The sequence below is a fragment of the Sediminitomix flava genome (assembly GCF_003149185.1).
Lineage (GTDB): Bacteria > Bacteroidota > Bacteroidia > Cytophagales > Flammeovirgaceae > Sediminitomix > Sediminitomix flava.
Genome location: NZ_QGDO01000002.1, coordinates 1 through 18,982, shown reverse-complemented (window position 1 = coordinate 18,982; position 18,982 = coordinate 1). Strand labels below are relative to the sequence as shown.

Annotated in this window: 12 protein-coding genes; 6 read left to right on the top strand and 6 right to left on the bottom strand. The window is 36.3% G+C overall.

Annotated features, from left to right (window positions below; translation table 11 throughout):
* Positions 1 to 4: 4 nt before the first annotated feature.
* Positions 5 to 2,536, bottom strand: coding sequence for a CAP domain-containing protein (locus BC781_RS07450; protein ID WP_158281418.1), 2,532 nt, complete (start codon positions 2,534 to 2,536; stop codon positions 5 to 7).
* 443 nt (positions 2,537 to 2,979) lie between these two features.
* On the opposite strand from BC781_RS07450, the gene BC781_RS07445 reads away from it, so the two are divergent.
* Positions 2,980 to 3,924: an FtsZ/tubulin family protein gene (locus BC781_RS07445; RefSeq protein ID WP_109616618.1), complete on the top strand. Its 945-nt coding sequence runs from the start codon at positions 2,980 to 2,982 to the stop codon at positions 3,922 to 3,924.
* Positions 3,925 to 3,986: 62 nt separating this feature from the next.
* Here BC781_RS07445 and BC781_RS07440 read toward each other — a convergent pair whose 3' ends face one another.
* A complete protein-coding gene (locus tag BC781_RS07440) occupies positions 3,987 to 4,502 on the bottom strand; it encodes a DoxX family protein (protein WP_109616617.1) in 516 nt (171 codons plus the stop codon).
* 226 nt (positions 4,503 to 4,728) lie between these two features.
* On the opposite strand from BC781_RS07440, the gene BC781_RS07435 reads away from it, so the two are divergent.
* Together BC781_RS07435 and BC781_RS07430 are read left to right on the top strand one after the other, a co-directional pair.
* Positions 4,729 to 5,298: a hypothetical protein gene (locus BC781_RS07435; protein WP_146201644.1), complete on the top strand. Its 570-nt coding sequence runs from the start codon at positions 4,729 to 4,731 to the stop codon at positions 5,296 to 5,298.
* A gap of 368 nt (positions 5,299 to 5,666) precedes the next feature.
* Positions 5,667 to 6,398 carry a hypothetical protein gene (locus BC781_RS07430; RefSeq protein WP_109616615.1) on the top strand — a complete coding sequence of 244 codons (732 nt, stop codon included), beginning with the start codon at positions 5,667 to 5,669 and terminating at the stop codon, positions 6,396 to 6,398.
* A 600-nt stretch (positions 6,399 to 6,998) separates the two neighbouring features.
* On the opposite strand, the gene BC781_RS07425 is transcribed toward BC781_RS07430, so the two are convergent.
* Both BC781_RS07425 and BC781_RS07420 read right to left on the bottom strand, forming a co-directional pair.
* Positions 6,999 to 8,192, bottom strand: coding sequence for an oxygenase MpaB family protein (locus BC781_RS07425; protein ID WP_109616614.1), 1,194 nt, complete (start codon positions 8,190 to 8,192; stop codon positions 6,999 to 7,001).
* A gap of 215 nt (positions 8,193 to 8,407) precedes the next feature.
* Positions 8,408 to 10,816, bottom strand: coding sequence for an endonuclease MutS2 (locus BC781_RS07420; protein WP_109616613.1), 2,409 nt, complete (start codon positions 10,814 to 10,816; stop codon positions 8,408 to 8,410).
* A 274-nt stretch (positions 10,817 to 11,090) separates the two neighbouring features.
* On the opposite strand from BC781_RS07420, the gene BC781_RS07415 reads away from it, so the two are divergent.
* Positions 11,091 to 12,146: an alcohol dehydrogenase family protein gene (locus BC781_RS07415; protein ID WP_109616612.1), complete on the top strand. Its 1,056-nt coding sequence runs from the start codon at positions 11,091 to 11,093 to the stop codon at positions 12,144 to 12,146.
* An 80-nt stretch (positions 12,147 to 12,226) separates the two neighbouring features.
* Here the strand turns inward: BC781_RS07415 and BC781_RS07410 are convergent, their stop codons facing one another.
* Together BC781_RS07410 and BC781_RS07405 are read right to left on the bottom strand one after the other, a co-directional pair.
* Positions 12,227 to 13,408 (bottom strand): hypothetical protein, encoded by a 1,182-nt coding sequence (locus BC781_RS07410; protein ID WP_109617944.1) that lies wholly within the window; start codon positions 13,406 to 13,408, stop codon positions 12,227 to 12,229.
* A 259-nt stretch (positions 13,409 to 13,667) separates the two neighbouring features.
* On the bottom strand, positions 13,668 to 14,279 hold the full coding sequence (locus tag BC781_RS07405) for a DUF4382 domain-containing protein (RefSeq protein WP_109616611.1): 612 nt from the start codon (positions 14,277 to 14,279) through the stop codon (positions 13,668 to 13,670).
* A gap of 341 nt (positions 14,280 to 14,620) precedes the next feature.
* Between BC781_RS07405 and BC781_RS07400 the strand changes: the two genes are divergently transcribed.
* Entirely contained in the window at positions 14,621 to 15,694 is a 1,074-nt protein-coding gene (locus BC781_RS07400; RefSeq protein WP_109616610.1) for a PorP/SprF family type IX secretion system membrane protein, read from the top strand.
* 31 nt (positions 15,695 to 15,725) lie between these two features.
* Positions 15,726 to 18,982 (top strand): hypothetical protein (locus BC781_RS07395; protein WP_146201643.1); only part of this gene is annotated, 3,257 nt, incomplete at its 3' end.

Sequence of the window (18,982 nt, the reverse complement as noted above, 5' to 3'; positions counted from 1 at the left end):
CTTATTAGAGACTTTGGCTACAATTACAATTGTAAAAGTTTTTTAGTTTAAGATCTTCCAAAAGGATGAAATTCAAGTACTCTGGATTTTTCCATAAATTACACCATTCTTGCTCACCCAAATAAGGGAATTGTTCAATGAGATAATTGGCAAAATCATGTTCTGAGTCAAACTCATCGAATTTTAAACAGACATATAATTGTAGGCCTTTTACATGTGGTTCAGCTCGTGTTGCTATTGGTTCAATTAATTTTTTAGCGGTCTTAAATTTATCAATAGCACAATAGAATAGAGCGTATTTAAGTCTTTCTTGATCACTTAATTTCGAATCATCAGGATGGAAATATCTTTTAAAGTCATCCGTAAGCCCATTGATTTTGGAGTTGGGAGGAATCTGAAAATTATAGTATTTAATCAGGTTCAAATAAAAGTATCGCCAAAGGTCATCAGTATGCTTATTCCCATTAATACTTCGATCGAAAGAAACGAGTTTTTGAATGGCTTTTAGGGTTAGAAAATCATTATCAACCCAGTTATTTCTTTTGCAATTAATCTTTTTGTACTGCTTGAAAAAGTAATCTCTATTGACCATTTGAGGGCAATAAGGATCTTCAAGTAAATCTCTCAGTTTATCCTGTTGATACTGACTGAAAATGATGACCAAGTTGTTATAAATCAGATCAGACTTCAACCGACTAGGGAAATTGTCTGAAGTGCCGATTGTGTGTAGCCTTCTAAAGAATTGTTCTTCATTTATGTTTTTGTAATGGGTGAATTGAAATACCAATTCATGATATCTAAATTCAGGATGCTTCTCAAAGAAAGGAACTTCGAGAAGGGTTTGAGGATAGGATTTGTTTTGATATAATTCTTTATAGTAAGCCAATTGAGCTTTTTCTAATGCAGAAAATAGATTTTTTGTAGGCTTAGCAGCGGTCTTTATTACGTGTAGTAATGAATCGAATACAGACTCAGGACTAGGTCTATGGATAAATTCTTTATATTCTTGCTCCCAAATCAATTCAAAATCTGTATATCGTTGCTGATTCAGTAGATTCGCGATATAAGGGTCTTCTTTATTTGTATTTACATAAGCCCGAACTTCATCCATTTTCATTTTACCCAAATGTTCCAATGGACTGTCTTGAATTTGTTGATGAAACAACTTCCATTGTTCTTTATACTTGAGTATAGATTTTACAGACTTTTGATCAATCCAAGGCTGAATGTATTGAATGAAGTATTCCTTCCTTTTGAGTGCTAATTGGTTATTCGCTATTCTGTCACCTTCAATACTCGCATAGGAGGTAGCTTTGACACGCTTTATCCTTCCATCTAAGTTTTTGAATTTATTTAGCAGTTGTTTTACCGTATCAGGATGGACTTCAACTTCACCAGTTTTGTAATAAGCCCTAAAATTTAGGGTGTCGAAAGAAGTTAGAACCCTGTATTTGGGTAGCGAGTCAAGTGTATAGAAGTGATTAGTAACTTTTAAATCGGGGAAAGGAGTGTCAAAATACGACCAAGGGACAGAGATGTAACTTCTTAAAGTCGTTATTTTTTTCTTCTTAAGCAGAATAATGTTGTATTCATACTGACTCGAATTTGTAGGCAGAGGGAAAATGAAAGTTTGTGGACGTTTCTTAATTTTTAGAAACCTAGTATAAATGAAATAATCGTCATTTACGAGTCTGCTGTATTTTAATAATTTATGTCGATAAATAGGCTCATTTAATTTTCCATTCAATTCAAATAAACCATTTCTTCGGTTCGGTATGTCAGTATAAGTTTTTGAATTTACATCATACTGACTTAGAGGAATAAACTCCATCACTATACCGCTCTTTTTACCTTTAAAGATTTTTTTAGCGCTTTTGAAGCTTCCTGTCAAGTACCCTTTTTCTAATTTTAGCTTAGAAAAGTCTTTGACTGCTTCAAGCTCTCTCTTTTTATATTGGTATTTCTTTAGACCGTAAGGTAATTGTGGTTTTCCAAGATTTGGAATTTTAGTAGAGATATCTTCGAGTTTCGGGATACTTAGAGGTGTATTGCTAAATCCGAAAACTTGTACAGCAACAAGTCTTTGGCTAGAAGAATCATATGCGACTGCCGTTGCTGAATAATTATAGTGATCGGAAAAGGTATTTCTTCTAGTTGATTTCGATTTAGTAAAAAGTTTGGTTAAAGCTTGACTGGTTGAGGCGTATGTGATCGTATTTTTGATGAGTCCATTTTCTTGAAATCGGATGCCTAGACTGAGATCGATGACATTTTCTGAAACTTTTGAAAAATCAACTCCACCATGCAAGCGTACACGAGTGACGGGGTTTCTCTTTTCTTTCGAATGCTGATTGTGGCTAAGTTTAGTTTTTGTTAGCAAGTATGTCGCATGATCTTTGGCTGCTCTGTAGAGTACATCATCCCAATCTAAATTTGGTAGATTTTCATTCTGCCTTAGCCGATTTATTTCAAGAAATGAAAGTAGTTCAAGTGTCCTTATGTTTGGCGTTTTAAGGTCAATGGGAGCGTGGGCCATTTGAGCACTTGTCAAGTGAAAAGTAAGTGTAGAAAAAGCGAATAGAATTATAGTTTTTAAGCTAGTTATTCTGCGTATAGATATAAAAAATAGTCGGAACATCACTGCTTGCTGTTACTAGTAGCTTTGCTAAAAAAATGAGATATTAAGGATAACGCACTAAACTGTTAACATAGTATGCTCCATTTAAATATTTCCTAATAAAATATAACTGTTTCAATTTATATGATTTGTGTTCGTATAAAATTCTCATAAGAAATACACTTCAATTTGAAGTCGATACTAGTTTGAATGTTATCAAGTGTTGTAAATACATTTTTTAGTCTTTTTTGTTGAATTCTATTAAATAATTATGGATATTCAATGCATTAGATTGTTCTGTTGAAGAATAATACAATAGCTTGATGAGACGATCAATTTACCTAACCTAAACCGCTTTTCGTATGGACTTTTTTAATGAGAATAACCATCAGTATTCAGCAAGAGCTATTAAAGTTGTTGGCATAGGAGAGAATGCTGGAAGAACGCTAGAATCTATTCAAGGTATCTTATCAAAAGAAATCGAAAGTTGGGTGATCAATGATGATCCAAATTTCTTATCAAAGACGACGATAAAGCGTAAAATCAATTTTTCAAATACAGAAAATCAAGATTTAGCAAGTCAGCAGCTCGCTTTCATTGAAAATGAAATTCAGTTATCCCAAATCTTTGATGAGGAAACAAAACTGATCTTTATTGTTGTGAATGCTGCAAATGAAAATGTGAGAAGTATTGCCCTTCAGCTTTCTCAATTGGCTCGTGAAAAAGATGTGCTTAATATTGGAATGGCAATTCTGCCTTCTAAAGACCTTTCAATAGATCTTCGTAAAAAAGCCGAAATCAGTTTAACTGCTTTGATGACGACATGTAACGGCATGATGGTATTAGACCCTGACGTATTCGCAGATGAGAATCCTTCTTTTTCAGCATACATGATCGACTCCCAAATGAAGTGTTTATTGGCTTCAACAATCTGTTCGATTGAAAAATTGATGACGAGTAAGGGGGTAGTGAATATGGACTTCGAAGACTTGAAACAAAATATTCAAGATGCCATATTTATTAAACATGCTTCGGGCGTAGGTTATGGCGTACAGCGCTCATTGGAGGCCATTAAAGAAGTGCTTTCTAAAATGGACACGCAGTATGCCCATAATGAAGATATGAAAACAGTGCTATTAAGTTTGATTGTAAAAGATGTTAATCACTTTAGAATAGATGATATTGATTGCATTACGGACTACTTGAAGAAGGAGTTGAAGCACGATATTGATGTGAGCTTTGGCGTGTATGAAAATCCCTCTTTTTTAGAAGATGACGTTCTAAAGATTCAAGTAATTATGGCTTAAGTAAATCAATAAATATTCAGTTTTATTTCGCCCTTCTTTTCATTGAAAGAAGGGCGATTTTTTTAGGCCAAAACAACTTTTTTAGCAACAGACTTTCTTGTAATGAGGTAATCTAATCCAAATTTACCAGAACCTAGTACAAGGCAATACATGCTCATCCATAAGAATCCCATGGCAGGGAGCATTCCCCAAGTACCTTGTTCCCATTTTTGAAAGAAGATGGCGACTAGCATTGTACATGCAATGAAAAACGCAGAGATTCTAGTGCCAAGCCCTAACGCAATGAATAATCCGCCAATAGCTTCACTTGCCGCCCCAAGCCAAGCAAATAACCAAGGAGCTAAACTAAATGGGATACCAAATTTAGCCACATCTTCAGGGAACCAAGCTGCGACTTCAAACAGTGAAAGATTTTGTTCTTGATCTGTCCACGGCATTCCAAATTTACTAGCACCAAAGTCTATGGTGAGTAAAAGACCGCAAATAATTCTTGGTATAGCAATCAGAAATTGAGCAGCAGTATTTATCCCTTCTGCTGGTGTAAGGATTTGTTGAAAGAGATTTTTGAATTTTTCCATAATAAAAAAATGACCAAAGGGTCCATTACTTTGTGATGGGTAATGTTATAGAGCACTGAAGCAAGACACGTTTCAATGTACTTTGCTTGCTGTTGTGTTTATGTTTTAATTACTTTTAAAATATAATGTAAACCTTTAAATATTTAAAATGAGACTTTTTATAATCATTTGCACCATTTTTCTATATAGTTGTGAGTCATCAATCAATAAATCAGTTCTAGAACCTTTGAGTACTTCTGAACAGAGAGATATTTTGTCTAACCGACCAGAGCTAAAAGAGTATTATCCCTTTATTGAAAAGGTAAGGGATAGTATCCTTGTATCAGATTTAGATAAAGAACCTTTTGTGAATTTGAGTTATGAAAAAGTTTTAGATTTTATGAATAGAGCAACAGATACTAGTAAATTTAATCTCATGTCTATTCGTAATGAAAAAATATGGATAAAAAATAATGCAGAGACCGTAGCAAAAATAGACTCTATCATCTCATATTGGGAGCCTTTTAAAGGAACTAATAAAGCTCCCGAAGTCATTAAGACATTTTGGAAATATGGAAAGTTTGATACTGACTATCGAAAAGCAGAAATAGGTAGAGACCTTATTGATAGTAATTTTAGATCAAAAAAAGAATATTGTTTAGGTAAAGTGATTAAAATTTTATCAGAGTATGATTCTTTATCTTTTGATTATATTCTCAGAAATGATGATTTTTTTAATGGTGAACCTATGAGATACGTGTTAGACCGTAATTATAAAGTTGGGGATACCCCTGTTTCAGTACAACTTGTTTTTTAATATCTAAAGACAAAATAATTTCATTAAATTATTTTGTAATTGACACAATTTGAGCTTATTAATTTATGAAGGCTCAAACCAAAACAGAATAGAAAGGTGTTTCATTGTTGATAACCCTAAACTCTAATCTGATGAAAAAGAAAGTTTTTTGCAGAAAAAGAAGGAAACGAATTTTGAAAATGGGATTACTTCTGATGTATTGTATGTACAAGAGAAGAAAAAACAAATGCTAATTTAGGTTGAAGTCTGATACTTATGTTTTGAGCTATTAAGAAGAAAAGTTCTGATCGTACTATTGGAACTTTTTTTCTTAGCTAAAAAAGCGATATTTTCGAGAGAAAATAGGATTTTTTATTATTTACAGACTTATGAATTATCGTTTGAATTTGATTTGGTGGGCATTTGCAATCCTTTTTTTGAATAGTTGTGGATCGGTACCAAAATATAAAGCAAAAGAAGTACAAGACTTTTCGGTTAAAAACAGACAAACTTGGCCTCAATTAAGCCTTGCTGAACAAAGTATCAGATTTGGTCTTTTTGAAGACAAAGAGTCATTTCAGATCTTAGCTGAGACAAGTGATCCTGCACCAATTCTTAAAGCATTGGATAATGGTATCGGAGTATTGTTTGATGAAGATGGAAAGAAATCAAGGTCAAACGGATACATTTTACCTGTAATACCAAATGACAATATTGAATCAAAGCTTTTGTCTCCTTCAGAATCAAAAAGGGAAGAAGCGGTTTTGAAGTTTAACCAACATTTTAAGAGCATTAATGCTGCTTTGGAATATGGTGAAGACGATGCATATGTGACTCTAGATAAAACAGGGAAAGAAGGTTTGAGTATCAATGTATATATGACTGATGAGTGTCATATGTATGTAAGTATCAGACTTCCTAAAAACTTGATCGGAGAAAATGTATCAAACACAAGCTTATGTCTATTTATCCCTAAATTCGATACCGATGGATTTAAGGAATTGAACAAAAAGTTTGAAGCGAATAGAATTAAGGTTGGTCAAAATACACACAGCTCTTATTTAGGAACTGATTGGCAACAACTTTATAAGGATACTCAGATTTGGATGATTGCAGAATAATCATTTTTTACGAGTGTTTTTAATCAAGCAATATTTGAATAAATATGAAAAAGCACCGAGTTTACACTCGGTGCTTTTTCTTTATCTACCCTTATTCCAATAGCCATTTTTTAGTACTTATTCAGAATGCCAACATTCAGAACGTCAAGTAAATCTCACTTTCACTTACCGTTTAAAGATGTCGCGAATCCTAGTAGAGATGAAGGAGAAGATGATGATTAAGCAGTTGGGCATATTTTCGAGTCTGAAGACTCTAACCCCCATTTATTAATTCGAAGATCGTTACACTAACTCTTCAAATAGTTTGTGTTTTTTATCTAAAAAATCATTTGTCTATCTTCTTCAGTACTTGGACAAAAGAAAACGAGTAATACTATCCTTAGAGTTAGCGGAGCGATCTGAGGATTTATCTATGAAAGCAAGAGTCTTTAGACTCGAAAAATGTACGCAAAATCGAGTCTGAAGACTCTGGTATTCATTTATGAGTTCTCAGAGTAACTCTAAGAACAGTAAAGTTTTATCTCGAAAATATATGTACTAGTACTTATATACACATTCATCATTATCTCAGAATTCTTTCTTCAATTTACCCCCTTAAACTTATCTGAATCGTTTTTTTACGGCTTCTCTTATCGGATTGAGTTTAATGTTGTTATTCCAATTTTCTCTTAGTGATGGCGGTACATGGAGCTGTATTTTTTGAGAGTTATTCATAAAATACAATGAGTCTTCCAAAAAGATACGGTTGAAATAAAGTGCTAGACGTTCTAAGGTTTTGAAATTATTGATAGAGCTATCGTAGATATTGAAGAAGATATATGAGGTCAGTTTGAAGAATTTATTGAATCCATCATTTTTTTCTTTGATACCTACAATATCTGCCAGTTCATCTCCAATCATGTAGCGAACAAGTAGGCTCGGAAAAGCTTTGAAGAAATTACTTGGATTCATATTCTGAATGAAATTGACACAAGTATTGGTTAGCACTTTTCCAGCCTCAGACGGTTCTTTCTGATGATTTATGATTTGATTGGCTAATCGATACCCTTGAATAAATTTTTGAGGCATCATTTCTTCTTCTAACCCTAAAATATGCCCAACTACTCGCCAAGTATAGTAGTAATTTTCCTTTTCTTCATAGCTTAGGTTTTTACCTATTTGTTCTAAGCCCAAAAGAGGGATGATCGAAAAAGAGAGAAGTGTTCCCGCCATATCTTCTTGATTGATTGGAACACCGTATGTTTTATGATCCCATTCATGCTGATGCATAAGGTAATAACGAATTGCGGCATGAATCAAACGTACTTTCTGAGCTGAACGAATGCCTCTTCCATAAGGTCCTAAACCACCTTCTGACATCACATCTACTACAAACTGAGAAGTTTCGATCAATCGTTTTGTGAAGTTATCCATGTCTCCATTTTTGGAAGCATGAAAACGCCCAGTCATGTAAAGTACTTCAGCTCCTTTTCCACAAGCGTAGGTTGTGGGTAAGGCTTTACATAAGAGTAAGAGCGAGAGCTGAATACCATATTTCTGATGAAATTTGGAGGCTGCATCAAGCTTTTTGTAATCAACCCAATCAGGTAACTTTGCAGTCTCTTCAAAATAATCTCTCAAGACTTTAGGCATCTCTATTTTGGGTAAAGATTTATTCTGAGAAACCATCTCAAATATCATTCGAATAGACTCTAGACCATTTTCTTCAATTAGTGTCTGAATGACTTTGTCGGCTAGAGGATCACCTAATTGTCTTTTTTTCTCAAGAATCTCAAAAGTTGGAGTCGTGTACATAAGCTAGTTCTTTTTGGGTTAGATTCTCTTTTTTCTAGTAAAGCAGTACGATGTAAGGATAACTCAATAGTAGAACAATCAGTTTAGTCATTCTATCGAAAATAAATCAACTGAAGTAGAGAAAGTTATACGAATAGCCCAATGACCTCCTTAAAAAACAAAAGAGACAGCCTTTTTACAGACTGTCTCTTAAAAAAATATATAGGAGGAAATAATTATCTCAATCTTACAAGGGTAACACCTGCGCCACCTCTATCAGGATGTTCATCAGATACACTTTTGATTCCCGAGAAGTTTTTCAAGTGATTGCGAACGACTTCTCTTAAAGCTCCAGTCCCTTTACCATGAACAATTCTTAGTTCTGTACCATGGCTAAGCATAATTGCCGTGTCCAAGAAATCATCTAAAACGCCCATTACTTCTTCCGCTCTTTTACCTCTGAGGTCTAGGTTAGGAGAGAATTCAATGTGTTTGGTGTTCATGTTTGAACTTGCAGAAAGTGTAGAATAACGGTCTTTCTGTTTGTTTTCCTTTCTGAATTCTTTACGACTTACACGCTCCAAACGATTTCGTTTTATGTTCGATTGCAAAGCACCCATCGCGACACGGATATCATTATTTTTGATTTCCATAACTTCACCAATGGTTTCTTGCCCTTTGATTCGTACATAATCTCCAAGCTTGATTTCACCACTAATAACCTCAATAACCTCTTTAGGTTCTTTTTGCTCTTGACCTACTTTGACTTTGTCTTTGTATTTGCCAAGTTCTTCTCGAAGTTTCTTGGTTTTTTCTTTTTCAGCTTTCCCTTCACGAATTTCTTTGATAGTCAATTCGATCTGACGATTGGCATCATCTAAGATGGTGTTTGCTTCACGCTTTGCTTTGTCAATCAGTTTTTCACGTCTTTCTTCAATACGTTGTGTCAGACGTTCGTACTTTTCGAGCTGTTGCTTCAGCTTATTTTCTTTATGCTTAAGTTCTCTCGTTTTTTCGGTCAGAACTTTCTTTTCGTTCTCCAAGTCACGAAGAAGCTCTTCCATACTAATTTTCTTACGACCAGCTTTATGACGAGCGATGTTCACTACTTTTTTAGGAAGTCCTATTTTACCCGCAATTTCTAAGGCAAAAGAGCTACCTGGCTGCCCTTGTTCGAGTTTGTAAAGTGGTTGAAGGTTTTCAACATCATAACGCATTGCTCCATTTTGCAATCCATCATATTTATCCGCATAAAACTTCAAGTTTGCATAGTGAGTCGTGATTACGCCCCAAGCTTGTTGACGGTTCAGTTGTTCAAGGATAGCTTCTGCAATTGCTCCACCAAGCTCGGGTTCTGTACCTGCGCCAAATTCATCAATCAAGCAGAGCGATTTTTCACCCGATTTCTTCAAGAAGTGACGCATATTGGTCAAGTGAGAAGAATAGGTTGAAAGATCATTTTCTAAAGATTGATCATCCCCGTAGTCCATGAAGATATCATCGAAGATACCCATTCGAGAACCTTCAACCATTGGTACTAACAAACCACATTGATACATATATTGTACCAAGCCGACTGTTTTCATAGCAACAGATTTACCCCCTGCATTAGGCCCAGAAATAAGAAGCATACGTCCTCGCTCATGATCCAATCGGATATTCTGAGGAATAACTTCTTTTTCTAGTTTCTTATGATGAAGAATCAGTAGTGGATGCTTTACATTATACCACTCTACATGAGGTTCATCAATGGCATCTGGCATGATTGCCTCCATTTCTTGTGCTAAAAGCGCTTTTGAGCGAATGAAATCAATCATTCCCAAGAAATTATTTGAACGCATCAAATCTGAAATGTAAGGACGCACCTGATCGGTAAGTGCTGTGAGGATACGTACAATCTCTTGTCTTTCCTTTAAGGCTAAATCCTTGATTTCATTATTGGCATTCAATACTGTTTCTGGCTCAATGAAAATGGTTTGTCCAGTAGCTGAGGCATCATGAACAAAACCTTTTACATGCTTTTTATGCTCTGCAACAACTGGAATAACCATACGTCCTTCACGCATAGTTTGCAGTGCATCTTCTTTTACCATGCCTTTTCCTTTCAAGTCTTTCAGAATACTATCCATTTTCTGACGAAGACTTGACGAAATTTGTGCAATTCTAGCTCTGATTCTTTGTAGTTCAGCAGAGGCAGAGTTACTTACTTTTCCTCTGTCATCAATCACTCGTTCAAACTCACGAAGTAACCACGCTGGGAAATCAATTTGAGCGGCGAGTTTATATAATTCAGGAAATTCTTCCTCTTTACGAGTTCTAAAAAATGAGAGACAAGCATTCAAGGTTGTGAATGCTCTTTTGAGGTCATAGGCTTCTTCTTCAGTGAAGAATGTACCTTCAACCTGTGCTTTCTTCAGAAAGCTGTATATGTCAATAAAATTGCTGGCAGGGAAATTCGCCCCTTCAGACAAAATGTATAAATATTCTGATACTTGTTGGTTATGTTTTCGTATAACCTCTGCGTTATTTGTAAACTTAATTCGTTCTACATAAGATTTACCTACCGCACCGTTACATTTTTCAATCAAATAGCTTCGAATCTGATCAAAGCCTAGTTTTTCTTCTAAATTTCGAGGATATAACATTCAGTATTACGCTATGTCTATGGGCAAATTAGTAATGAAAGTGGTTTGCCCCTTCTTTGTAACTGCAAAGGTACAAAGTATTGTACAATTTTGAATAACAATACGGTTTAAACAAAAGAGAGGTTTCTGTCTTTCCATAAAGCGATACATTGCAGCGTATGTAGGAACAACTGAATGTATGTGAATGTTTTAGGAGAGCCTGTGAAGTCTCACTTAAATTTAGGGCGAAATCAGTAAGAAATATTGATTAGACAAACTGCTAAACTGACATTCAATGAATAAAGACGAAATACCTCAATTAATGTATGGCATTTACCTCAAAGGACATGGGGATTATGATATGTTGGAATACAGAGAAGATATTCCTGTACCAGAACTAGGAGCTGATGAGGTACTTATTAAAGTAAGTGCGGCAGGGGTAAACAATACCGATCTGAATACAAGAATAGGTTGGTATTCTAAGGGTGATGCCAACAGTGAGGATGCAAGTTGGTCTGGTAGTGCTATTGGTTTTCCACGTATTCAAGGAGCTGATGTTTGCGGACGAATTGTAGCTGTGGGTAAAAATGTCAGTGAAGATAGGTTAAATGAAAGAGTACTTATCGAACCTTGTATTCGTGAAGTAAAAGGAGAGTTGTTGGAGCAAGCTTGGTATTACGGTTCGGAGTGTAATGGAGGTTTTGCTCAATTTACAACAGTAGCTTCTCGTCATGCTCATGCAGTAAACAGTACGATGTCAGATATTGAATTGGCTTCTTTTCCATGTTCTTATTCTACAGCTGAAAACCTACTGACAAGATCAAGAGTGACGGAGAATGACACGGTCTTCATAACGGGGGCGTCTGGAGGTGTAGGGTCTGCGGCTATTCAATTGGCAAAAGCAAGAGGAGCACAAGTGATTGCGGTTACGAGTCCTTCAAAAGTAGATGAACTGAAAGATTTAGGAGCCGATAAAGTGGTGCTCAGAGATGAAGATTGGCTAACTACATTAGGTGAAAATAGTGTAGAAGTGGTTATTGACTTGGTTGCAGGAGATAAATTTCCTCTTCTTCTTGATCTTCTAAAGCCATTCGGAAGGTATGCGGTATCTGGGGCGATAGGTGGGGCACATGTAAATTTGGATGTGCGAACACTGTACCTTAAGGATTTAGATTTGCTTGGTTGTACAATTTTTAAGGAAGAAGTGTTTATAAATCTGATTAAGAGAATTGAAAATGGAGATGTAAAACCGCTAGTAGCTGCTTCATATCCTTTAAAAAATATTGTAGACGCTCAGAAAGCATTTACAGAGAAAAAACATACAGGGAAAATAGTACTCAGACTAGACTAGGAAGCTAATTGTATAGGTTTTCTTATAGAGTTAAAATACCTCACAACAATCCTTGTGAGGTATTTTTATGCTGTATGGATTTAGAAATAATATCCGAAGTTGATATTGAATCGTAAATGCCATTCAGCACCTTCTGAACCATAAGCCAAAGCTGTATTATAATCAGGTCCTAGCCATGGTTGGTTCTTTCCTAATGCGGCATCTATGTAGGTATAAATTGGACCAGCAAAGACTAAACAGCCTGTTACATTCTGATATGAATCATAGAAACTATCTTCTGCTTTATCCATATAGCCAAAATCGTTGTAGAACATCAAGCAAGAAATTGGTCCCCAATCTACAGCTTGGGTAAAACTTAAGCCTACAGTATAAGTGGTCGCTTCTGCGGCTACTAAGTAAGGCGCCCCGAAAGCAGTCATTGCCACTACATCGGTTCTTTCTCCTTCGGGTGTATTAGGTGAATTTTTGTAATATGAAACCTGTGTTTTTAGTTTCCATTTTCGGTAGCTTGTTTCGTAGTGAATTGCTGTCGCAAAATGAGAACCCATTCCTTCTGTATCTAGGTTGTATAATCCTCCGAACTCTCCAGAAACACCCATATTGTGTATTAATTCTCCTTCTTTGATTTGGCGATTGAGGTGAATATTCAATTGATTGACCTCTTTGTTTCGGTATTGAAGTTCTCCATCGCCATTTTCATCAATAGAACCTACGTCATATGAGTATCGACTATTTGAGGCATCAGAATTACTACCAAAAGTGAGTTCTTCTGCATTCTTGAAAAATGCAATGGCATAAGACCATTTATCGTCTTTATGCTGATACTTAATACCCATATCATGATCGTCTTCTAGTCCGATGTAGTAATTCAGACTGAAGAAAAAACTATTGGAATTGTAATGTGTGATTCCGAATGGAACTTGAGTTAAACCTAGTTGTATTTGATCTTGTGCCGTAAAATCGTAATCGAACCAGCCCTGTTTTAATATTATTCCTCCAAAACCATCGGTGTACAATCGGACATCAGCATTTACTCCAATTCCTTTGTAAGAGGCTTGTGGACGTAAGGAAAGGACGTCATAGCCAAAGTCTCCACCTCTTTTTTTATGTCCATCTTTCCAAGATGAATAATTGTAGTTGAATCTTAGCGCCCCACCAAAGTGAAACTCTGGAACATCTTTATCTTGTGCCTTGAGCCAAGACGTTGATGCGATAACCAAAAGGATTATTAAAGGTAAGTTTGTTTGTTTAGTTCTGTTCATCTGAAATTTCATTATCAAGAAATGCCTCCACCTAGGATTGATCTAATGAATCCTTGGGAGAGGCATTTTCACGAAATTTAGGTGAATTTTATATAATGATAAGAACCTGTTAAGTGTTGTTGGCTATGGGCTTTGTGTAATAGAAAACGTTGATTAATAAGAGGTGTATTTTTAGTTTATAAAAAAAACAACCCTACTTACTTTCAATTTCATGAAAATAGGCAGGGTTGGTTTAACATATATCGTAGGGGTAGAAGCCTTATTCTGCAGGTGTTTCTTCCTCTTCTGTTACTTCTTCAAAATATCCTTCAGTTCTAACAGGTTTAAGCATGTATTTGCCTTGTCCTGTGCCGTGAATCATTTCTTCAATTGGCCCCATATTAAGGATGAGTTTGTAAGATTTATCTCCTTCAACTACATTCTCACCTTCAATCATGTCAATTTTCATCTTGTTTGAAGGAGTCTGAAGAAACTCTTTTTTTCCGCCTTCTTCAATGACATAACTGTTTCCTCCAAGTTTGACTTCAAGTTCGTCCACAGTTCCAGCTAACCATTCATCATTCCAAAGGTACATAGTAGAATCTTGGTAATCCATGATATTGAAGTTGATGGTTGTGTCTCCTTCAGATACTTCATAACCAGCACTGTCATTTCCTGTAAGTACAGAACCTTTAATGTAGAGTGCGACTACATCTAGGTAAATAGAATCAAAGCTAGGAGTTTCTTTCGCCAAAGAGATTAAATTCATGTCTTGAGCAGTCATGCGTAAATCAACTTTTACCTTTTGGTTTGAGCTATTCACTTCATCATCATTACATGCTGTAGATAACATTGTAAATGCTACTGCTACACCTAATAAGAATTTCTTCATTTTTATTTTTTTTGTATTCTCTGTGTTATAGACAGTAAAAATACTTGGTAGTTAAGTGAGAAGTTTAGTCTATTAAGGATAATTAGTATTAGAATTTGGTAGTGTAATATGATGCTATTTTTTACTGTTTAATATTAATAAATGAATATTCTAAAGGGTGTCGCGAATAACAATCTTATAATTAGTATATCGTAAAATATAGTAAAACTATGTGTGTGTTGTGTTAATGAAATTTTTGGTATAAACGATGAATTGTATTTTTTAGTGAAAAATTCACATTGGCATGAAATTTTCATTACAGCTTCAAACAATTAAGACCAAAGATAAAGATCCTCGATAGGATGTCAATCAGCTATAAACCAAACCAATTTCAAAGAACGATATTTCTAGTTATCGCTCTCATAACAGCCTATACACAGAGTTTGCATGCACAAGATGTGCAGTATTCTCAGTTTTATGCGGCACCTTTGTATTTAAATCCTGCAATGACAGGTACCACTTATGATGGTAGAGCTGCTGTGAACTACAGGAATCAGTGGATTGGTTTGCCTGTTAATTATCAGACCTTTCTTGCCTCATACGATCAATATTTACCCAATAAAGGAATTTCATACGGTGCCATGATCAAACAAGATATCGTGAGCACTGGGCAGTTTCAAGACCTAACAGAAACAGCATTAGATTTTACTGGAGCTTACCTCTTGAGGGTGAATAAAAATCTAAATTTTAATTTTGGTTTACAGTTAGGATTGAATCAAACTTCTTTAGCCTTACAACGTTTTTTATTTAACGATCAAATTAATTCAGATGGCGTTGGTGGCCCTTCACAAGAGAATTTTTCGACAGATAATATTATTGTTCCAGAGATTGCTTTGGGTGCTTTAATGATTGGTAAAGGCTATTGGTTTGGACTTTCCGCACATCATGTCAATGAACCTTCAAAGAGTTTTTTAGGTGGAAAACAGTATTATCCTGCTAAGTTTTCAGTGATGGGAGGATACGTCATACCGCTTGAATTTCATAAGCGATACTTTGTAGGTAACTACGGTAATAAAACCATCTCCCCAGTCTTTCTTTTTACACAACAAGACAAAGCTAGCCAACTAAGTATGGGGGCGTATCTGACCTATAGTCCAGTGATGTTTGGGATGTGGTATAGAGGTATACCCGTAGTCAAACAAAATGAGAAAAATACAATGAACCAAGATGCTCTCATCTTCATGATGGGAATGAAATATAAGCAATATAAAATAGGATATAGTTTCGATTGGACGATTTCAGATTTACCGCAAGACAGAGCCATATCGCATGAAATCTCAATTACCTATCAATTTGAATTCTATAAAAATTATCGAAAAAAGCCTAAGAAAAAGGCTGAACCACTTCCATGCCCAATTCCATGGAATTTAATGTAGAAATAAGGAGCAACTAAGCCAGGTATATATCATGATTAGGGTGAATCACTTTAAAGCATTTTTTTTAATAACAATTTTCCATCTCTTTTTCGGAAATGCTGCGCAAGCTCAACAGCCTCCGATTGATATCGATGAAATATTGATATGTTTCCCTCAGATCAATAATCGTGTACAGAAATACGATCTGTATGATACTGATATGAGTGGGGTTTATGATTTTCGTTGGACAATTGTAAGTCAGGATGTTGGGACATTTACGATAAATGGTAACAATAGAAAACAAGAAGTGTTTTTTAAGGCTTCTGAAGATGCGACAGAAGGCTATGCCCAAGCTACGGTAAGGGTTGAGGTTTGGGAAAAAGGTTGTGCAACTCAAAGCGGTTGCGTACCTGATGGATGCTATAACTGTAAAGAAATTCCTGTAATATTTTACAGACTACCTGAAATCACCTTAGTAATCGACCCCGATGCTTCCCCTTATTGTATTGCTCCTGGAGGAAGTCAAACCGTAAATATTGAAGCACAAGTAACCGATAACTCTGGAGGGAAAGTTCAAGTTACTCCAGAATGGGCGATTACAACGACTGGTGCTTCGGCTGCTGCAGATGCTATTTATCAGCAATTAGCACAAGATGCTACAAATGCAGGTTCTTATGAGTTGGATATAACAGTTGATAATTCTCATTTTGATGCAAGCTCAAATAAAATCACACTTGAAATTACGGGTTTAGCACAATGTCAGGGGGATAGCGGAGAAGAAGAAGATATAGATGTCATTACCCTAGAGTTTGAAAGAAACCCTGAATTTACGGGAGTATCAGACTACGCTGACTGTGTGATTAATGGAGGTAACCTTGGTGAAATTATTCCAGCTCAAACAGACAGCTTTTTTAGCTACACATGGTCAAAAACCTCAAATACAGGTGGAGATATAAGTTTCTCTACTACGGGTACTAATAACAGCGGTCTTTCTATTGACCAAATTGATTTTGACAATGGTTCATCTGCTGTCACTATAGAAATGAACCTAAATGCTGTAGGAGGATGTAATGTTAGTGATCAATCTGTTACGCTTACTTTTTATCGTATACCAGACCCTGTCACGATTACGGATATTTCATTGTGTGAGTTAAATAATGCGAGTGCTGTTATTGCTGTAGCTGAGAAAACCGATGAAAATATTGCCACATTTGAATATCAGTGGACACTAGCAATCAATACTGGAGGTAGTTTTTCAATCACGCCTTTTGGAAATATGTATTCTGGAGTTCAGTTTGATAATATTCAATTTTCAAATGGAAGTGCACAAATTTCTGCTGATTTGGAGCTGACAATCTCAGGCTCAGATTCTAGTTGTAGTGTTCAAACTGCAACAATTCCTGTTGTAATCAATCGACTTCCAGATGCTATGGGAGTAACAGCTCTTACATTCTGTGAATTAGATGGAACGACAAACTTAGAAGTTATCAGTGCTTCTTCTGAGAATATCACAGCTTATCAATACAATTGGTCGGTATCTTCTCTTTCCAATGGGAGCTTTTCTTTGGAAGAGTTTGGGAATATGGATTCAGGTCTTCGTTTGAATGGCATTAGTTTCAATGCAGGGGAAACGACCATTACAGCGAATATCGATTTGACCGTTGATGGAGTTGATGCTAGTTGTACGAATACCCATACGATTCCCCTTACAATTCACCGTTTACCTGATCAACTCAGTCTGACAGCTCAAGAGTTCTGTACCTTAAATGGCGCAGACAATTTACAGGTAGTTGCAGAGAATGGGACAAGCCTTTCAGGTTATAGTTATAGCTGGACGATGAATAGCATCAGTGGCGGGACGGTAAGTATGTCTGCCACCGGCACAGACGGTTCGGGTCTTGAGTTTGATGCGATTACATTTGGAACAGGAAGTAGTGAAATTACAGCCAATGTACGTTTGGAAATCACAGGAATGGATGCGAGCTGTGGGACAAATACCGTAGATATTCCAGTAACACTTTACCGCATTCCCGATCAGTTAAGTTTGACCTCGATCGAGAATTGTATCTTGGATGGCACAACAGACTTGGAAGTGGTCACGGCAAATACTGAAGTGATTTCAGGTTATACTTACACCTATACCTTGAGTGCTTTGAGTGGTGGTACATTCAATTTAGAAGCGCAAGGTTCAGACGGTTCAGGTTTGGAATTGGATAATATCAGCTTTGCGACAGGCAGTGCTAGTATTACAGCAAATATCAACTTAAGTGTTGGCGGATTGAATGCGAGCTGTACGACAAGTTCAATAGAAATCCCTGTAACGCTTTATCGACAAGTCGATCAGTTAAGCTTATCAGCGATAGAAGAGTGTTTGCAAGATGGTTCGACAGGTTTATTAATTGCAACAGAGAATACGAATCCTGTTGATAGTTATACCTATACTTGGAGTCTCACAGGTCTTTCGGGAGGAAGCATTGACTTGAGAACAAGTGGAACAGATGACTCGGGTTTATACTTTGACAATATCAGCTTTACAGGCAGTTCAACAGAGATTACAGCTGATTTGAGCTTGACGGTATCTGGAATGGATGCGAGCTGTGGCACAAATACAGTGACTGTATCTGTAAATATTCACCGTTTACCCGATCAACTTAGCTTGACAGCTCTAGAGTTCTGTACCTTAAATGGCGCAGACAATCTAGAGGTAGTCGCAGAGAATGGGACAAGCCTTTCAGGTTATAGCTATAGCTGGACAATGAATAGCATCAGTGGGGGAACAGTCAGCATGTCTGCTACAGGCACAGACGGTTCGGGTCTTGAGTTTGATGCGATTACATTTGGAACAGGAAGTAGTGAAATTACAGCCAATGTACGTTTGGAAATCACAGGAATGGATGCGAGCTGTGGGACAAATACCGTAGATATTCCAGTAACACTTTACCGCATTCCCGATCAGTTGAGTTTGACCTCGATCGAGAATTGTATCTTGGATGGCACAACAGACTTAGAAGTGATCACGGCAAATACCGAAGTGATTTCAGGTTATACTTACACCTATAGCTTGAGTGCTTTGAGTGGAGGTACATTCAGTTTAGATGCACAAGGTTCAGACGGTTCAGGTTTGGAATTGGATAATATCAGCTTTGCGACAGGCAGTGCTAGTATAACGGCAAATATCAACTTAAGTGTTGGCGGTTTGAATGCGAGCTGTACGACAAGTTCAATAGATATCCCTGTAACACTTTATCGACAAGTCGATCAATTAACTTTAACTGCAATAGAAGAATGTTTGCAAGATGGTTCGACAGG